The 16,188-nt window shown below is 65.4% G+C and carries 15 protein-coding genes; 3 read left to right on the forward strand and 12 right to left on the reverse strand.

Translation table 11 applies throughout. The features are described 5' to 3' along the window. Nucleotides 1-7: 7 nt before the first annotated feature. The 8 genes from N878_RS15975 to grpE form a co-directional block, all read right to left on the reverse strand. A complete protein-coding gene (locus N878_RS15975; RefSeq protein WP_021444611.1) occupies nucleotides 8-448 on the reverse strand; it encodes a hypothetical protein in 441 nt (146 codons plus the stop codon). After that, nucleotides 426-902, reverse strand: coding sequence for a transcription elongation factor GreA (greA, locus tag N878_RS15980; RefSeq protein WP_021444612.1), 477 nt, complete (start codon nucleotides 900-902; stop codon nucleotides 426-428). Before greA ends, N878_RS15975 begins: the two co-directional genes overlap by 23 nt. Next, a complete protein-coding gene (carB, locus tag N878_RS15985; protein WP_021444613.1) occupies nucleotides 899-4,120 on the reverse strand; it encodes a carbamoyl-phosphate synthase large subunit in 3,222 nt (1,073 codons plus the stop codon). The genes greA and carB overlap by 4 nt, the downstream gene beginning before the upstream one ends. Nucleotides 4,121-4,151: 31 nt before the next feature. Further along, nucleotides 4,152-5,300 (reverse strand): glutamine-hydrolyzing carbamoyl-phosphate synthase small subunit, encoded by a 1,149-nt coding sequence (gene carA, locus N878_RS15990; RefSeq protein ID WP_021444614.1) that lies wholly within the window; start codon nucleotides 5,298-5,300, stop codon nucleotides 4,152-4,154. Between the two features lie 298 nt (nucleotides 5,301-5,598). Beyond that, nucleotides 5,599-6,402, reverse strand: coding sequence for a 4-hydroxy-tetrahydrodipicolinate reductase (gene dapB / locus N878_RS15995; protein ID WP_021444615.1), 804 nt, complete (start codon nucleotides 6,400-6,402; stop codon nucleotides 5,599-5,601). A 63-nt stretch (nucleotides 6,403-6,465) separates the two neighbouring features. Then, nucleotides 6,466-7,593, reverse strand: coding sequence for a molecular chaperone DnaJ (dnaJ, locus tag N878_RS16000; RefSeq protein WP_031303276.1), 1,128 nt, complete (start codon nucleotides 7,591-7,593; stop codon nucleotides 6,466-6,468). Nucleotides 7,594-7,728: 135 nt separating this feature from the next. Beyond that, on the reverse strand, nucleotides 7,729-9,645 hold the full coding sequence (gene dnaK / locus N878_RS16005; protein ID WP_021444617.1) for a molecular chaperone DnaK: 1,917 nt from the start codon (nucleotides 9,643-9,645) through the stop codon (nucleotides 7,729-7,731). A 99-nt stretch (nucleotides 9,646-9,744) separates the two neighbouring features. Then, complete coding sequence (gene grpE / locus N878_RS16010; protein ID WP_021444618.1) at nucleotides 9,745-10,314, reverse strand: nucleotide exchange factor GrpE; 570 nt, start codon at nucleotides 10,312-10,314, stop codon at nucleotides 9,745-9,747. Nucleotides 10,315-10,472: 158 nt separating this feature from the next. On the opposite strand from grpE, the gene recN reads away from it, so the two are divergent. Continuing rightward, nucleotides 10,473-12,149 carry a DNA repair protein RecN gene (gene recN / locus N878_RS16015; protein ID WP_021444619.1) on the forward strand — a complete coding sequence of 559 codons (1,677 nt, stop codon included), beginning with the start codon at nucleotides 10,473-10,475 and terminating at the stop codon, nucleotides 12,147-12,149. Between the two features lie 125 nt (nucleotides 12,150-12,274). Here the strand turns inward: recN and fur are convergent, their stop codons facing one another. Next, a complete protein-coding gene (fur, locus tag N878_RS16020; protein WP_031303278.1) occupies nucleotides 12,275-12,679 on the reverse strand; it encodes a ferric iron uptake transcriptional regulator in 405 nt (134 codons plus the stop codon). Between the two features lie 94 nt (nucleotides 12,680-12,773). On the opposite strand from fur, the gene N878_RS16025 reads away from it, so the two are divergent. Continuing rightward, complete coding sequence (locus tag N878_RS16025) at nucleotides 12,774-13,292, forward strand: outer membrane protein assembly factor BamE (protein ID WP_021444621.1); 519 nt, start codon at nucleotides 12,774-12,776, stop codon at nucleotides 13,290-13,292. A gap of 59 nt (nucleotides 13,293-13,351) precedes the next feature. On the opposite strand, the gene N878_RS16030 is transcribed toward N878_RS16025, so the two are convergent. The 3 genes from N878_RS16030 to N878_RS16040 are packed head-to-tail and all read right to left on the reverse strand — an operon-like array spanning nucleotide 13,352 to nucleotide 15,503. Beyond that, nucleotides 13,352-13,672, reverse strand: coding sequence for an RnfH family protein (locus N878_RS16030; RefSeq protein ID WP_021444622.1), 321 nt, complete (start codon nucleotides 13,670-13,672; stop codon nucleotides 13,352-13,354). Beyond that, nucleotides 13,665-14,099: a type II toxin-antitoxin system RatA family toxin gene (locus N878_RS16035; RefSeq protein WP_021444623.1), complete on the reverse strand. Its 435-nt coding sequence runs from the start codon at nucleotides 14,097-14,099 to the stop codon at nucleotides 13,665-13,667. Before N878_RS16035 ends, N878_RS16030 begins: the two co-directional genes overlap by 8 nt. Further along, nucleotides 14,100-15,503, reverse strand: a complete 1,404-nt coding sequence (locus tag N878_RS16040) for a sodium-dependent transporter (protein WP_021444624.1) — start codon at nucleotides 15,501-15,503, stop codon at nucleotides 14,100-14,102. A 126-nt stretch (nucleotides 15,504-15,629) separates the two neighbouring features. On the opposite strand from N878_RS16040, the gene smpB reads away from it, so the two are divergent. Next, nucleotides 15,630-16,112 carry an SsrA-binding protein SmpB gene (gene smpB, locus N878_RS16045; protein ID WP_021444625.1) on the forward strand — a complete coding sequence of 161 codons (483 nt, stop codon included), beginning with the start codon at nucleotides 15,630-15,632 and terminating at the stop codon, nucleotides 16,110-16,112. The last annotated feature ends 76 nt before the right edge of the window (nucleotides 16,113-16,188 follow it).

A 16,188-nucleotide genomic window follows, 5' to 3' on the forward strand; every position in this document is an offset into this window, starting at 1 on the left:
CGCGGCATCAAGCCCCGCGCGTTTGCCCCGGCACGGGCTGCAGCACCAGCAGCAGCCCGCAGAATGCCATCACCAAGTAGCTGAAGCGTAGCCACTGCCCGGCCTCCGGCCAGTAGCGCAGCACCACGCCATAACTCAGCGCCATGACCGCCACGGTCAGCAGCAGCTGACCGCGCAAGTCGCGCCAGAGGCTGACCAGCCCCTCGCCGCGCAGCAGCGCCACCACCTGCACGCCGACGCAAACGGCAGTCATCCCCACCAGCAGCGGCACCAGCCGCGTGGCGATCTCCTCGACCAGCAGCGGCGCCAGGCCGAGCTGGCCGATGGCCGGCAGGACGACGAACTGCAGCAACCACAGGCCACCGACCCAGAGCGTCTGGGCCAGCTGCCAGCTGACGGCGCCGGCCCGCGACGGCTGGCTCAGCTTATAGGTGGCGGACTTCGACAATCTCGTACTCGATCAGGCCGCTGGGCGTTTGCACGGTCACCACGTCGCCCTCTTCCTTGCCCACCAGGGCACGGGCGATGGGCGAGCCGACGGAGATCTTGCCTTGCTTGATGTCGGCCTCGTCTTCGCCAACGATCTGGTAGGTCACGCTTTCGTCGGTCTCGACGTTGGCGATTTCCACCGTGGTGCCGAAGATCACCTTGCCGGTGTGGGCGATGCTGGTGACGTCGATGATCACCGCATTCTGCAGGCGGCCTTCGATGTCCCGGATACGCGCCTCGACCATGCCCTGCTGCTCGCGCGCGGCATGGTATTCGGCGTTTTCCTTGAGGTCGCCCAGCTCGCGCGCCTCGCCGATGGCCTGGCTGAGCTGCGGGCGCAGCACCTTGGTCAGGTGCGCCAGCTCCTCTTCCAGGGCGCGCGCGCCCTGGACGGTCATGGGGTATTTATTCATGCCTTGATTCCTGCATGCAGATCCTGCAGCCGGCGCACGGTCTTCTCGGGACCGAACTTGAGCGCCTCGCAGACCGCCTGCCCCGCCGCGATGGTGGTGGTGCAGTAGATCTTGTGCTGCAGAGCGTTACGACGGATCGAGTAGGAGTCAGCGATGGACTGACGCCCCTCGGTGGTGTTGATGATCAGGGTGACTTCGTCGTTCTTGATCATGTCGACCACGTGCGGACGACCTTCGGTCACCTTGTTGACCCGACGCACCGGCAGCCCGGCGGCCTCGATCACCTTGGCGGTGCCGGCGGTGGCGACCACCTCGAAGCCCAGCGCCACCAGGTCGCGGGCGACCTGCACGGCTTCCGGCTTGTCGTCTTCGCGCACGCTGATAAAGGCGCAGCCGGAGTTCGGCAGAATCTCGCTGGCGCCCAGCTGGGCCTTGGCGAAGGCCTCGCCGAAGCTGTCGCCGACGCCCATGACTTCACCGGTGGACTTCATTTCCGGGCCGAGGATGGGGTCGACGCCCGGGAACTTGGCGAAGGGGAACACCGCTTCCTTGACGCTGAAGAACGGCGGGATGATTTCCTTGGTGTAGCCCACTTCGGCCAGGCTCTTGCCGGCCATGACCCGGGCGGCCACCTTGGCCAGGGACTCACCGACGCACTTGGAGACGAACGGCACGGTACGCGAGGCCCGCGGGTTGACCTCGATGACGTAGATGTCCTCGCCCTGCACGGCCATCTGCACGTTCATCAGGCCGACCACGCCGAGCTCCAGGGCCATCTTCTTGACCTGCTCGCGGATCTCGTCCTGGATGTGTGCCGGCAGCGAGTACGGCGGCAGCGAACAGGCGGAGTCACCGGAGTGCACGCCGGCCTGTTCGATGTGCTGCATGATCGCGCCGATCACCACGGTCTCACCGTCGCACACCGCATCCACGTCCACCTCGATGGCGCAGTTGAGGAAGCGATCGAGCAGCACCGGGCTGTCGTTGGAGACCTTGACGGCCTCGCGCATATAGCGCTTGAGCTCTTCTTCCTGGTAGACGATTTCCATCGCCCGGCCGCCCAGTACGTAGGACGGACGCACCACCATCGGGTAGCCGATGCCCTTGGACAGGGCCAGGGCCTCGTCCTCGCTGCGCGCGGTGGCGTTGGCCGGCTGGCGCAGGCCCAGGCGCTGCACCATCTGCTGGAAGCGCTCGCGGTCTTCGGCGCGGTCGATGGCCTCGGGGCTGGTGCCGATGATCGGCACGCCGGCCTCTTCCAGGGCGCGGCAGATCTTCAGCGGGGTCTGGCCGCCGTACTGCACGATCACGCCCTTGGGCTGCTCGACGCGGACGATTTCCAGCACGTCCTCCAGGGTCACCGGCTCGAAGTACAGGCGGTCGGAGGTGTCGTAGTCGGTGGAAACGGTTTCCGGGTTGCAGTTGACCATGATGGTCTCGTAACCGTCTTCACGCATGGCCAGCGCCGCGTGCACGCAGCAGTAGTCGAACTCGATGCCCTGGCCGATACGGTTGGGACCGCCGCCGAGGATCATGATCTTGTCGCGACTGGACGGCGCGGCCTCGCACTCTTCCTCGTAGGTCGAGTACATGTAGGCGGTGTCGGTGGCGAATTCGGCGGCGCAGGTGTCCACGCGCTTGTACACTGGCAGCACTTTCAGCTTGTGGCGGTGAGCACGCAGGCTCTTCTCGGAAACGCCCAGCAGCTTGGCCAGACGCGCATCGGAGAAGCCCTTGCGCTTGAGCTTGAACATCAGCTCGTAGTCGATGGCGGACAGCCCGAGGGTCTTGACCTTCTCCTCTTCCCTGACCAGATCCTCGATCTGCACCAGGAACCACTCGTCGATGCGGGTCAGCTCGAACACTTCGGCGACGCTCTTGCCGGCGCGGAAGGCATCGGCCACGTACCAGATGCGATCGGCACTGGGCACGGTCAGCTCGCGACGCAGGGTGCTCTCGGCTTCCGGGTCATTGAGGTCGAGCTTCGGATCAAAGCCGGCAACGCCCACTTCCAGGCCGCGCAGGGCTTTCTGCACCGACTCCTGGAAGGTACGGCCGATGGCCATGACTTCACCCACGGACTTCATCTGGGTGGTCAGGCGGGCGTCGGCCTTGGGGAACTTCTCGAAGGCGAAACGCGGAATCTTGGTCACGACGTAGTCGATGGCCGGCTCGAAGGATGCCGGGGTGCGCCCGCCGGTGATGTCGTTGGAGAGCTCGTCGAGGGTGTAACCGACAGCCAGCTTGGCGGCGATCTTGGCGATCGGGAAGCCGGTGGCCTTGGAGGCCAGCGCCGAGGAGCGCGACACGCGCGGGTTCATCTCGATCACCACCATGCGCCCGGTGTTCGGGCAGATGCCGAACTGCACGTTGGAGCCGCCGGTTTCCACACCGATCTCACGCAGCACCGCCAGGGAGGCGTTGCGCATGATTTGGTATTCCTTGTCGGTCAGGGTCTGCGCCGGCGCGACGGTGATCGAGTCGCCAGTGTGCACGCCCATCGGGTCGAAGTTCTCGATGGAACAGACGATGATGCAGTTGTCCTTCTTGTCGCGGACCACCTCCATCTCGTATTCCTTCCAGCCGATCAGCGATTCGTCGATCAGCAGCTCGTTGGTCGGCGACAGATCCAGACCACGGGCGCAGATTTCCTCGAATTCCTCACGGTTGTAGGCGATGCCGCCGCCGGTGCCGCCCATGGTGAAGCTCGGCCGGATGATGCAGGGGAAGCCCACCATCTCCAGCACGCCGTAGGCTTCTTCCATGCTGTGGGCGATACCGGAGCGCGGGCACGCCAGGCCGATGGATTTCATCGCCTTGTCGAAGCGCGAGCGGTCTTCGGCCTTGTCGATGGTGTCGGCGTTGGCACCGATCATCTCGACGCCGAACTTCTCCAGCACGCCGTGGCGCTCCAGGTCCAGGGCGCAGTTCAGCGCAGTCTGGCCGCCCATGGTCGGCAGCAGGGCGTCCGGGCGCTCCTTCTCGATGATCTTGGCCACCGTGGCCCACTTGATCGGCTCGATGTAGGTGGCGTCGGCCATCGACGGGTCGGTCATGATGGTGGCCGGGTTGGAGTTCACCAGGATGACGCGGAAACCTTCTTCCTTCAGCGCCTTGCACGCCTGGGCGCCGGAGTAGTCGAACTCGCACGCCTGGCCGATGACGATGGGGCCGGCGCCTAGGATCAGGATGCTTTTGATATCTGTACGTTTTGGCATGGGGTAACTCTCGAATTCCTGGACTCAGCGATCAGCGACGGGCCGCCATGGCGGAGATGAAGCGGTCGAACAGCGGGGCCACATCGTGCGGGCCGGGGCTGGCTTCCGGGTGGCCCTGGAAGCTGAACGCCACCTTATCGGTACGCTCGATGCCCTGCAGGGTGCCGTCGAACAGCGACTTGTGGATCGGCCGCAGGTTGCTCGGCAGGCTGTTCTCGTCCACGGCGAAACCGTGGTTCTGGCTGGTGATCATCACCACGCCGGAATCCAGATCCTGCACCGGGTGGTTGGCGCCGTGGTGGCCGTGGCCCATCTTCAGGGTCTTGGCGCCGGAGGCCAGGGCCAGCAGCTGGTGGCCGAGGCAGATGCCGAACACCGGAATCTCGGTCTCGAGGATTTCCTTGATCGCGGCGATGGCGTAGTCGCAGGGCTCGGGGTCGCCGGGGCCGTTAGAGAGGAACACGCCGTCCGGGTTCAGCGCCAGCACGTCCTTGGCCGGCGTCTGCGCCGGCACCACGGTCAGGCGGCAGCCGCGGGCGACCAGCATGCGCAGGATGTTCAGCTTGACGCCGTAGTCGTAGGCGACCACGTGGTAAGGCAGTTCGGCCGCGGCGATTTCCGGGTGGCTGTCGCTATCCAGGTTCCACACGCTGGAGCGCCACTCGTAGGGCTGCTCGCAGCTGACCACCTTGGCCAGGTCCATGCCCTTGAGGCCCGGGAAGCTGCGCGCCAGCTCCAGCGCCTTTTCCTCGGTGGCGCCTTCGCCCACCAGGATGCAGCCGTTCTGCGAGCCCTTCTCGCGCAGGATGCGGGTCAGGCGGCGGGTGTCGATGCCGGAGATGGCGACGGTGCCGTTTTCCTTGAGGTATTCGTCCAGCGGCTGCTTGTCACGCCAGTTGCTGGAGATCAGCGGCAGATCGCGGATGATCAGGCCGGCGGCCCAGACGCGGTTGGACTCGGCGTCCTCCGGCGTGGTGCCGGTGTTACCGATATGCGGGTAGGTCAGGGTGACGATCTGCTGGGCATAGGAAGGATCGGTGAGGATTTCCTGATAGCCGGTCATGGCGGTGTTGAACACCACCTCTCCGATGGTCTGGCCATCGGCCCCGATGGATTCGCCGCGAAAGATGCTGCCGTCAGCGAGGGCCAGAATGGCGGGTTTAGGGGCTGGCTTAGTCAAGAAGACCTCCGTCTCGATCAAGGCTTGAAGCAAACGCAGATTGTAAAAAAGCGGGATGACGTGTGAAGGTCATCCCGCTTTTTTATCAGAGCCATTTCTGCGTAACTTTTAGTGGACACACTAAAGCGGGAAGCTTACAGGAAAACCCTTTTTCGGTCCACCCGATATGACCCGTGCGTCGTATCGAGCCTATAGCCGGACGCCATCCGGGGGACTAGCGTCGCTGCATCCCCGGATTTCATCCGAGCCAGGGCTCGGCAGCCTTTGCACTGCGCCCGCCGGCTGCGCCCGACACGCCCTACTTCAGCCCCAGCACGTCCTGCATGTCGTACAGGGCCGGCGCACGGCCTTGCAGCCACAGCGCCGAACGCACCGCCCCCTTGGCGAAGGTCATGCGACTGGAGGCCTTGTGGGTGATCTCCACCCGCTCGCCGTCGGCGGCGAACAGCACGGTGTGGTCGCCGACCACGTCGCCGGCACGCACGGTGGCGAAGCCGATGGTTTCACGCGCGCGGGCGCCGGTCTGGCCTTCACGACCGTACACCGCGACCTTCTGCAGGTCACGGCCGAGGGCATCGGCCACCACTTCACCCATGCGCAGCGCAGTGCCGGACGGCGCATCGACCTTGTGCCGGTGGTGGGCCTCGATGATTTCGATATCGACATCGTCGCCCAGCACGCGGGCGGCGGTGTCCAGCAGCTTCAGGCAGAGGTTGACGCCGACGCTGAAGTTGGCGGCGAAGACGATGGGAATCTGCCTGACCGCCTCGTTCAGCCGCTGTTTTTCTTCCGCGGTGAAGCCGGTGGTGCCGATCACCATGGCCTTGCCGGCGGCGCGGCAGATTTCCAGGTTCTTCAGGGTCACCGAGGGGTGGGTGAAGTCGATCAACACGTCGAACTCGGCAGTCGCGGCGGCGAGATCGCCGACCAACGCCACGCCGATCTTGCCCAGGCCGACCAGTTCGCCGGCATCGGCGCCGATCAGGCTGCTGTCCGGGCGGTCGATGGCGGCGGTCAGCTGCGCGCCCTCGGCCTGGCGCACGGCTTCGATCAGGGTCTTGCCCATGCGCCCGGCGGCGCCCATCACTGCGATACGTTGCATAGCATCAGCTCCAAGCTGCAAGCCCCAAGCTGCAAGCCATGCCTGCAGCCTGAGGCCAGGGTTTTATACGTCGCCGAAGAAGCGCTTGACGCCTTCGAACCAGCCACTGGCCTTGGGCGAGTGGGAGTCGTCGCCCTGCAGCGACTTGCGGAACTCGTCGAGCAGCTCGCGCTGGCGCTTGTTCAGATTGACCGGGGTTTCCACCGCCACCCGGCACATCAGGTCGCCCGCCGCACCGCCGCGTACCGGCGCCACACCCTTGCCGCGCAGACGGAACAGCTTGCCGGTCTGGGTACCTTCGGGGATCTTCAGCTTGACCCGGCCGTCGAGGGTCGGCACTTCCAGCTCGCCGCCCAGCGCCGCGTCGGCGAAGCTGATCGGCACCTCGCAGTACAGGTGCTTGCCGTCGCGCTGGAAGATCGCGTGCTCGCGCACGTTGACCACAACGTAGAGGTCGCCGGCCGGCCCGCCATGGGAGCCCGCCTCGCCCTCGCCGGACAGGCGGATGCGGTCGCCGGTGTCGACGCCCGGCGGCACCTTGACCGACAGGGTCTTGCTCTCTTCCACCCGACCCTGGCCATGGCAGCTGCCGCAGGGGTCGGTGATCATCTTGCCGCTGCCGTGGCAGCGCGGGCAGGTCTGCTGCACCGAGAAGAAGCCCTGCTGCATGCGCACCTGGCCGATACCGCCGCAGGTGGTACAGGTCACCGGGCTGGTGCCCTTCTTCGCGCCCGAACCATCGCAGGTCTTGCACCCGACCAGGGTCGGCACGCGAATGGTCACGGTGGTGCCGCGCACCGCCTCTTCCAGGTCCAGCTCCAGGGTGTAGCGCAGATCCGAGCCGCGCTGGGCACCACCGCGCGAACCGCCGCGGGCGCCGCCGAAGAAGTCGCTGAAGACGTCGCCGAAGATGTCGGAGAAGTTGGCGCCGCCGAAACCGGCGCCACCGCCGCCGCCCATCTGCGGGTCGACGCCGGCATGACCGTACTGGTCATAGGCCGAACGCTTGCCGGCGTCGGAGAGCACTTCGTAGGCCTCGTTGGCCTCCTTGAATTTCTCCTCGGCGCCCTTGTCGTCCGGGTTGCGGTCCGGGTGATACTTCATCGCCAGGCGCCGGTAGGCCTTCTTCAGCTCGGCCTCGCTGGCGCCGCGCTCCACACCCAGGACTTCGTAATAGTCTCGTTTTGCCATAGTCGTGCTGCACTCTCAGATTCGTGAGCTCCAGATACGCCGACGCGGGAGAGGGCTCCCGCGCGGCGAATCCTGCCCGTCGCCAGGCGACGGTGGAGCGAAAGCAGGGGGCGGTTCGCGTGCGAACCGCAGCCCTTACTTGTTCTCCTTGACCTCTTCGAACTCGGCGTCGACCACGTCGTCGGCGGCGCCTTTGGCATCGCCGTCACCCGGCTGGGCGGCGCCGGCCTGCGGCTGCTCGGCGTACATCTTCTGCGCCAGCGGCGTGGTGGCCTCGGACAGGGCGTTCATCTTGGCCTCGATGGCGGCCTTGTCGTCACCCTTGAGCGCGACTTCCAGATCGCCGATGGCTTTCTCGATGGCCGCCTTCTCGGAGGCGTCAGCCTTGTCGCCGGCCTCGGTGAGCATCTTGCGGGTGGCGTGCACCAGCTGATCGCCCTGGTTGCGCGCGGTGGCCAGCTCCTCGAACTTGCGGTCTTCCTCGGCGTTGGCCTCGGCGTCGCGGATCATCTGCTCGATCTCGTCCTCGGACAGGCCGGAGTTGGCCTTGATCACGATGGACTGCTGCTTGCCGGTGGCCTTGTCCTTGGCGGACACGTGGAGGATGCCGTTGGCGTCGATGTCGAAGGTCACTTCGATCTGCGGCACACCGCGCGGGGCCGGCGGGATCTCGGCCAGGTCGAACTTGCCCAGCGACTTGTTCTGCGCGGCCTGCTTGCGCTCGCCCTGCAGCACGTGGATGGTCACGGCGCTCTGGTTGTCGTCGGCGGTGGAGAACACCTGCGACTTCTTGGTCGGGATGGTGGTGTTCTTCTCGATCAGCGCGGTCATCACCCCGCCCATGGTCTCGATACCCAGGGTCAGTGGGCTGACGTCGAGCAGCAGCACGTCCTTGACGTCGCCGGCCAGTACCGCGCCCTGAATGGCGGCGCCCATGGCCACGGCTTCGTCCGGGTTGACGTCCTTGCGTGCTTCCTTGCCGAAGAACTCGGCGACGGTCTTCTGCACCAGCGGCATGCGGGTCTGACCGCCGACCAGGATCACGTCGTCGATCTTGGCCACGTCGATACCGGCGTCCTTCAGCGCGATGCGGCACGGCTCGATGGTGCGCTGCACCAGGTCCTCGACCAGCGACTCCAGCTTGGCGCGGGAGATCTTCACGTTGAGGTGCTTGGGCCCTGTGGCATCGGCGGTGATATACGGCAGGTTGACGTCGGTCGACTGACTGGAGGACAGCTCGATCTTGGCCTTCTCCGCGGCTTCCTTCAGGCGCTGCATGGCCAGCGGGTCGCCCTTGAGGTTCATGCCGGTTTCTTTCTTGAACTCGTCGACCAGGTAGTCGATCAGGCGAATGTCGAAGTCCTCGCCACCGAGGAAGGTGTCGCCGTTGGTGGCCAGCACCTCGAACTGGTGCTCGCCGTCGACTTCGGCGATCTCGATCACCGACACGTCGAAGGTACCGCCACCCAGGTCATAGACGATCACGGTGTGGTCGCCCTTGGCCTTGTCCATGCCATAGGCCAGCGCCGCCGCGGTCGGCTCGTTGATGATGCGCTTGACGTCGAGACCGGCGATGCGGCCGGCGTCCTTGGTGGCCTGGCGCTGGCTGTCGTTGAAGTAGGCCGGAACGGTGATGACGGCCTCGGTGACCGGCTCGCCCAGGTAGTCCTCGGCGGTCTTCTTCATCTTCTTCAGCACTTCGGCGCTGATCTGCGGCGGTGCCATCTTCTGGCCGTTGACCTCGACCCAGGCGTCGTTGTTGTCGGCCTTGACGATCTTGTACGGCACCATCTGGATGTCTTTCTGCACCACTTCTTCGTCGAAGCGGCGGCCGATCAGACGCTTCACCGCGTACAGGGTGTTGTGCGGGTTGGTCACTGCCTGGCGCTTGGCCGACTGGCCGACGAGGATTTCGCCATCGTTGGCGTAAGCGATGATCGACGGCGTGGTGCGCGCGCCTTCGGCGTTCTCGATCACCTTGACGTTGCCGTTTTCCAGAATGGAGACGCAGGAGTTGGTGGTCCCCAGGTCGATACCGATGATTTTGCCCATGAATGTTCTCCCGAAACTTTGATTTTTCCGCTGCCTGGTTTCGCCGGCGGCGGTAGCACTAAAACGCTTGACTTAGAAATGGGGACGGCGCGGCGGATTTCAAGCCTGCTCGTCGATGGACGGCGGCGGCGTCAGCGGCGCCTTGCTGACCACGACCATGGCCGGACGCAGCAGGCGACCGTTGAGCAGATAGCCCTTCTGGAACACCTTGAGCACCGAGTTGGGCTCGGCGTGGATGCTCTCCTCCATGGCCATGGCCTGGTGGTGTTCCGGGTTGAACGGCGCGCCGTGCGGATCGATGGCTTCCAGCTGGTAGCGCGCCAGGGTGTCGTGGAACAGCTTGAGGGTCAGCTGCATGCCTTCGCGCACCGCCTTGATCGCCTCGTCGTCCGGGCTGGACAGCTCCAGGCCGCGCTCCAGACTGTCGACCACCGGCAGCAGGTCGTTGGCGAATTTTTCCAGGGCGAACTTGTGCGCCTTCTCCACGTCCTGCTCGGCGCGGCGGCGCACGTTCTGCAGGTCGGCAGCCATGCGCAGCGACTGATCCTGCGCAGCGGCCAGTTGCTCTTCCAGCGTTTGCACGCGAGCAGCCAGGTCGTCGCCCGCCGCCGCGGCCTCAGCCGCCTGCGCCTCGGGGTTCTGCGTATCCAGGGTCTGTTCGTCAGCCATGCCTCTCTCCTCTCGAATAAACCGGCGCGAACTCGACTCGCGCACCTGCCCGCCTATATGGAGCCAAATCCCCAGCTTTCAAGGGGCGATAGGGAGGATTGTCAGGAAAAGAAAAAACACTGTATAAATAACCAGACCTCACTTCGGGAGCGTTCGCCATGCTGGTGCACCTGTCCATTCACAACTACGCCATCGTCGACCACCTCGATCTCGAGCTGGACCGCGGCATGAGCGCCATCAGCGGCGAGACCGGCGCCGGCAAGTCGATCATGCTCGACGCCCTCGGCCTGTGCCTGGGCGACCGCGCCGACAGCGGCGTGGTGCGCCCCGGCAGCGACAAGGCGGACATCCTCGCCAGCTTCGACCTGAGCGACATCGCCGAAGCCCGCGCCTGGCTCGCCGAACGCGACCTGGACCACGACGGCCCGTGCATCCTGCGCCGAGTGATCACCGCCGAGGGCCGCTCGCGCGGCTATATCAACGGCACGCCCTGCCCACTGGGCGACCTCAAGGCTCTGGGCGAGCTGCTGATCGATATCCACAGCCAGCACGAGCACCAGTCGCTGCTGAAGACCGACACCCATCGCCGCCTGCTCGACGAATACGCCGCCAGCCAGGAGCTGGCGCGCCAGGTGCAACTGGCCGCGCAGCGCTGGAAGCAGACGCGTAACGAGCTGCAGCGTGTTTCCAGCCAGGGCGACGAGCAGCGCGCGCGCCATCAATTGCTCAGCTACCAGCTGGAAGAACTGGACAACCTGGCCCTGGGCGAGCACGAACTGGAACAGCTGGAACAGGAGCACAAGGCCCTGAGCAACGCCGAAGCCCTGCTCGGCGCCTGCCGTCAGGTGCTGGAGCTGTGCAGCGAGAGCGATGCCGGCAACGTGCTGTCGGCGCTGACCGCCAGCCTCAACCGTCTCGGCGGCTTCGCCGGCCAGGGCGGCGCCCTCGGCGAAGCCAGCAACCTGCTGGCCAGCGCACAGATCCAGGTGGAAGAAGCGGTCGGCGAGCTGAACCGCTTCCTCGATCACTTCGACGCCGACCCCGAGCGCCAGCAATACCTGGAAGAACGCCTAGACAGCATCTACACCCTGGCGCGCAAGCACCGCATCCAACCCGGCGAACTGGCCGCCCTGCAGCAGCAACTGTTCGAGGAGCTGGAAGGGCTGAACGCCGACGACCAGGCCGGCGAGCGCCTGGCCGAGGAGCTGGCCGCCTACGCCCGCCACTACCGGGAAAAGGCCGAAGAGCTCAGCGCCCTGCGCGCCCAGGCCGCCGCGCGCCTGAGCGCCGCGGTGGAGCAGGAGATGCAGGCGCTAGGCATGCCCGGCGGGCGTTTCAGCATCCAGCTGCAACCGCTGGACAGCGACGAGCCGCAGGCCGGCGGCCTGGAGAGCGTGGAGTTCCTGGTCAGCGCCAACCCCGGCCAGCCGCTGCGTGCGCTGGCCAAGGTGGCCTCGGGCGGAGAACTGTCGCGCATCAGCCTGGCAATCCAGGTGATCACCGCGCAGACCTCGCGCGTGCCGACCCTGGTGTTCGACGAAGTGGACGTCGGTATCGGCGGCCCCACCGCCGAAGTGGTCGGCCAGCTGCTGCGTCGCCTCGGCGAACGCGGCCAGGTGCTGTGCGTCACCCACCTGCCGCAGGTGGCCGCGCAGGGCCATCAGCACCTGTTCGTGCACAAGCGCCGCGACGAGGACGCCACTGCCACGGCGGTGAGCAAGCTGGACAACGACGGTCGTATCGAGGAAATCGCGCGCATGCTCGGCGGCGTCGATCTGACCAAGGAATCCCTGGCCCACGCGCGCAAGATGGTGAGCAAGGCCCAGGCCGCCTAAGCGGAGCCTGGCCCGGATACGATCCGGCAATGCTCGACATGGCCCGCCGACCTTCATTCGGGCAACGGAAAACCGAAAAACAAAAAGGCGACCCGCGGGTCGCCTTTTTCATTGCAGCAAAAGCATCAGCTCTTCTTGCGCACGTACAGCACCAGATTGTGATCCACCAGTTCGAAACCGTGCTCCTTGACGATCTCCTTCTGGCGCTTCTCGATCTCCGCATCGAAGAACTCGATCACTTCGCCGGAATCCACGCAGACCATATGGTCGTGGTGGCCGCTGTCGGCCAGCTCGAACACCGCGTGACCGCCGTCGAAGTTGTGGCGCACCACCAGGCCGGCCGCTTCGAACTGGGTCAGCACGCGGTACACGGTGGCCAGGCCGACGTCTTCGCCGGCTTCCATCAGTGCCTTGTAGACGTCTTCCGCACTCATGTGACGGTGCTCGGCGTTGTCGAGCATCTGCAGGATTTTCACCCGTGGCAGAGTCACTTTCAGTCCAGCTTTGCGCAGTTCGCTATTTTCAACCATGGTCTGCTTTCTCATGGATGCTGCTTCGCAGCACCCTTCAATACGGGTATGATCCGGGGTTCAAGTTGCCCAAGATAGTGGAAGTCACCCTCCGATGCAAAAAACCAAGCTCTTGCTGACCAGCCTGTCGCTGACCGGGCTCTTCGCACTCGCCGGTTGTTCATTCCCCGGGGTTTACAAGATCGACATCCAACAGGGCAATGTCGTGACACAGGACATGATAGACCAGCTGCGCCCGGGAATGACCCGACGCCAAGTGCGGTTTATCATGGGCAATCCGCTGATCACCGACACCTTCCACGCCGACCGCTGGGACTACCTCTACAGCATCCAGCCGGGTGGCACTCAGCGCCTGCAGGAGCGCGTCAGCCTGGTGTTCGACGGCAACGATCAACTGGTCGGCCTGGCCGGCGACTTCATGCCCGGCGTCAGCCGCGACCAGGCGATTCTCGGCGAGGACAGCGGCGTGACCACCCCGCAAGCCCAGCCGCAGCAGCAGGACGACACCCCGCCCGCACCGGGCTCGCTGCTGGAGCAGATCCAGCGCGAAGTGGACCAGGTGGAGACCGTACCGGTACCGGTACCGGAGCCACTGGATACCGATCCGCAGTAACACCCAGACATGAAAAAGCCCGGAGCGATCCGGGCTTTTTCATGTCTGGCGGGCGCTTCTCAGACCTGCTCTCCGCCTTCTTCTTTCGCCTTGGCCTTGGCCGCACGCTGTTTGCGCACTTCCTTGGGGTCGGCGATCAGCGGCCGGTAGATTTCCACCCGTTCGCCCTCCTCCAGCACCCGCTCCTCGGGCTTGGCCACCGCCTTGCCGAAGATGCCCAGCGGCGCCTGCTGCAGGTCCAGGCCGGGAAAATGCTGCTGCATGCCCGAGAGCAGCGCCGCCTCGCGCACCGTGGTGCCGGCCGGCACCGACAGGCGCAACAGCTTCTGCTTGTCGGCCAGGGCGTAGACCACTTCGATGGCGATGTTGCGCTTATCCATACAGCTGCTTGGCCCTTTGGCAAAAGGCGTCGACCAGGGTGTTGGTCGCCTGGTTGAACAGAGGCCCCAGGGTAGCGCGCACCAGCGGGCCGGCATAGTCGAAGGAGAGGTCCAGGCTGATCTTGCAGGCCTTGTCGCCGAGCGCCTTGAACTCCCAAACGCCGTGCAGGCGGGTGAACGGACCCTCCTGCAGGTTCATCTCGATGCGCTGCCCGGGCTGCAGCGTGTTGCGGGTGACGAAGCGCTGGCTGAGGCTGCCCTTGGCCACCTCCAGGCTGGCCAGCATATGGACCTCGCTGACCTCCAGCACCTGGCTGGCGCGGCACCAGGGCAGGAACTCGGGATAGCTGGCCACGTCGTTGACCAGGTCGAACAGTGCCTGCGCCGGATAGGGCAGCAGCGCCGAGCGTTGGATGCGCGTGGTCATTTATTTGCTCAGCTCCGCGACAAAGACGATCAGCACGCCGATCGGCGCCACCACGCGAATCAGCCAGAGGGCCAGATTGAACAGCAGCGGACTTCTGATCGCCAGCTCTTCGCGCACCGCGTCGCGGCTCAGCACCCAACCGGCGAACAGGGCGAAGGACAGCCCGCCCAGCGGCAGCAGGATGCGGCTGGTGAGGTAGTCGATGCTGTCGAAGAAGGTCTTGCCGCCCTCGGCGCCCCACTGCAGCAGGTGGAAGCCGTCATCGGCGAAGACGAAGAACTTGGCCTCGGCCCAGAGGTTGAACGACAGCACGGTGCCCATGCCCACCAGCCAGCACAGCAGCGCCAGCACGGCGGTCACCTGCGCGCGGCTGCGCGCGGTCTTCTCGACGAAATAGGCCACCGCCGGCTCGAGCATGGAGATCGATGAACTCCAGGCCGCCACCGCCACCAGCACGAAGAAGATCAGCCCCATGACCTGGCCGAAGGCGATATTGCCGAAGGCAATGGGCAGGGTGACGAACATCAGGCCCGGACCGCCGCCCGGCTCCAGGCCGGCGGCGAAGACGATGGGAAACAGCGCCAGCCCCGCGGTCAGCGCCACCAGGGTGTCGAGCACGCCGACGGTGAGCACCGTGGCACCGATCGAGGCCCGCTTCGGCATGTAGGCGCCGTAGACCATGATCGAACCGACGCCGACGCTGAGCGTGAAGAAGGCATGGCCCATGGCGGCGAGGATGCCGTCCTGCACCTTGCTCGGATCGAAATGGAAGAGGAAGTCGAAGCCCTGCCAGAAGTGTCCGGTGGTGAAGCTGTAACCCAGCAGCACCAGCAGCAGGACGAACAGCAGCGGCATCATGATGCGCAGGCTGCGCTCCAGGCCGGCGACCACGCCCTTGGCGATGACCACCGCGGTAAGCAGCATGAACAGGCTATGCCACAGGGTCAGGCGCCAGGGATCGCCGGTCAGGCCACCGAAGGCGGCGCCGGCGCCGTCGGCCGTGACCCCGGTAAAATCTCCGCGGCCCATGCCCAGGATGTAGTCCAGCGACCAGCCGGCCACCACGCTGTAGAACGACAGGATCAGCAACGCGGCGACCATGCCCACCAGCGCCGCCAGCGACCAGTGCTTCGAGGCGCCGGCCTCGACGGCCAGGCTCTTCATGGCGTTGACCGGACTCTGTCGGCCACGACGGCCGATCAGGGTCTCGGCCAGCATGATCGGCACGCCGACCAGGGCGATGCAGAACAGGTACATGACGACGAAGGCCCCGCCGCCGTAGACCCCGGTCATGTAGGGAAACTTCCAGATATTGCCGAGGCCGACCGCCGAGCCGGTGGCCGCCAGGATGAACACCCAGCGACTGGCCCAGGCACCGTGAATCGAGACTTTGTCGTTCGCCATATGCGGCCAAACCCATGCTGCGGGAAAAAAGATCGCGCATTGTCGGAGATTCGCCGCATGGGCTCAAGTTCGGCGCCGGCTCCGCCCATAGCGCAGGCGTTGGCGACTCCCTATAATGCGCGCCCTATGGCTAAGCAAAAGAAACATCCCCAAGGCACCATCGCGCTGAACAAGAAGGCGCTGCACGACTACTTCATCGAACACAAGTTCGAGGCCGGCCTGGTGCTGTCCGGCTGGGAAGTGAAAAGCCTGCGCGCCGGCAAGGCGCAGCTGGTGGACAGCTACGTGCTGCTCAAGGACGACGAGGCCTGGCTGATGGGGGCGCACATCACCCCGCTGCAGACCGCCAGCACCCACGTCATCGCCGACCCGACCCGTACCCGCAAGCTGCTGCTGAACAAGCGCGAGCTGGACAAGTTGTTCGGCTCGGTGCAGCAGAAGGGCTACACCTGCGTGGCGCTGTCGCTGTACTGGAAGCAGCACCTGGTCAAGTGCGAGATCGCCCTGGCCAAGGGCAAGAAGGACTTCGACAAGCGCCATGTCGAGAAGGAACGCGACGCCGACCGCGAAGTGCAGCGCGCCATGCGCAGCAAGGGCAAGGACGACTGAGCACTCGGTAGGGTGTCGCGGCGCCGCCCAGGCCGCGCGCCACTGAACGCCCGCAGCGCCGGGCCGGTGCGCTGGC

Origin of the sequence: Pseudomonas sp. EGD-AK9 (assembly GCF_000465935.2) — a bacterium.
GTDB lineage: Bacteria > Pseudomonadota > Gammaproteobacteria > Pseudomonadales > Pseudomonadaceae > Aquipseudomonas.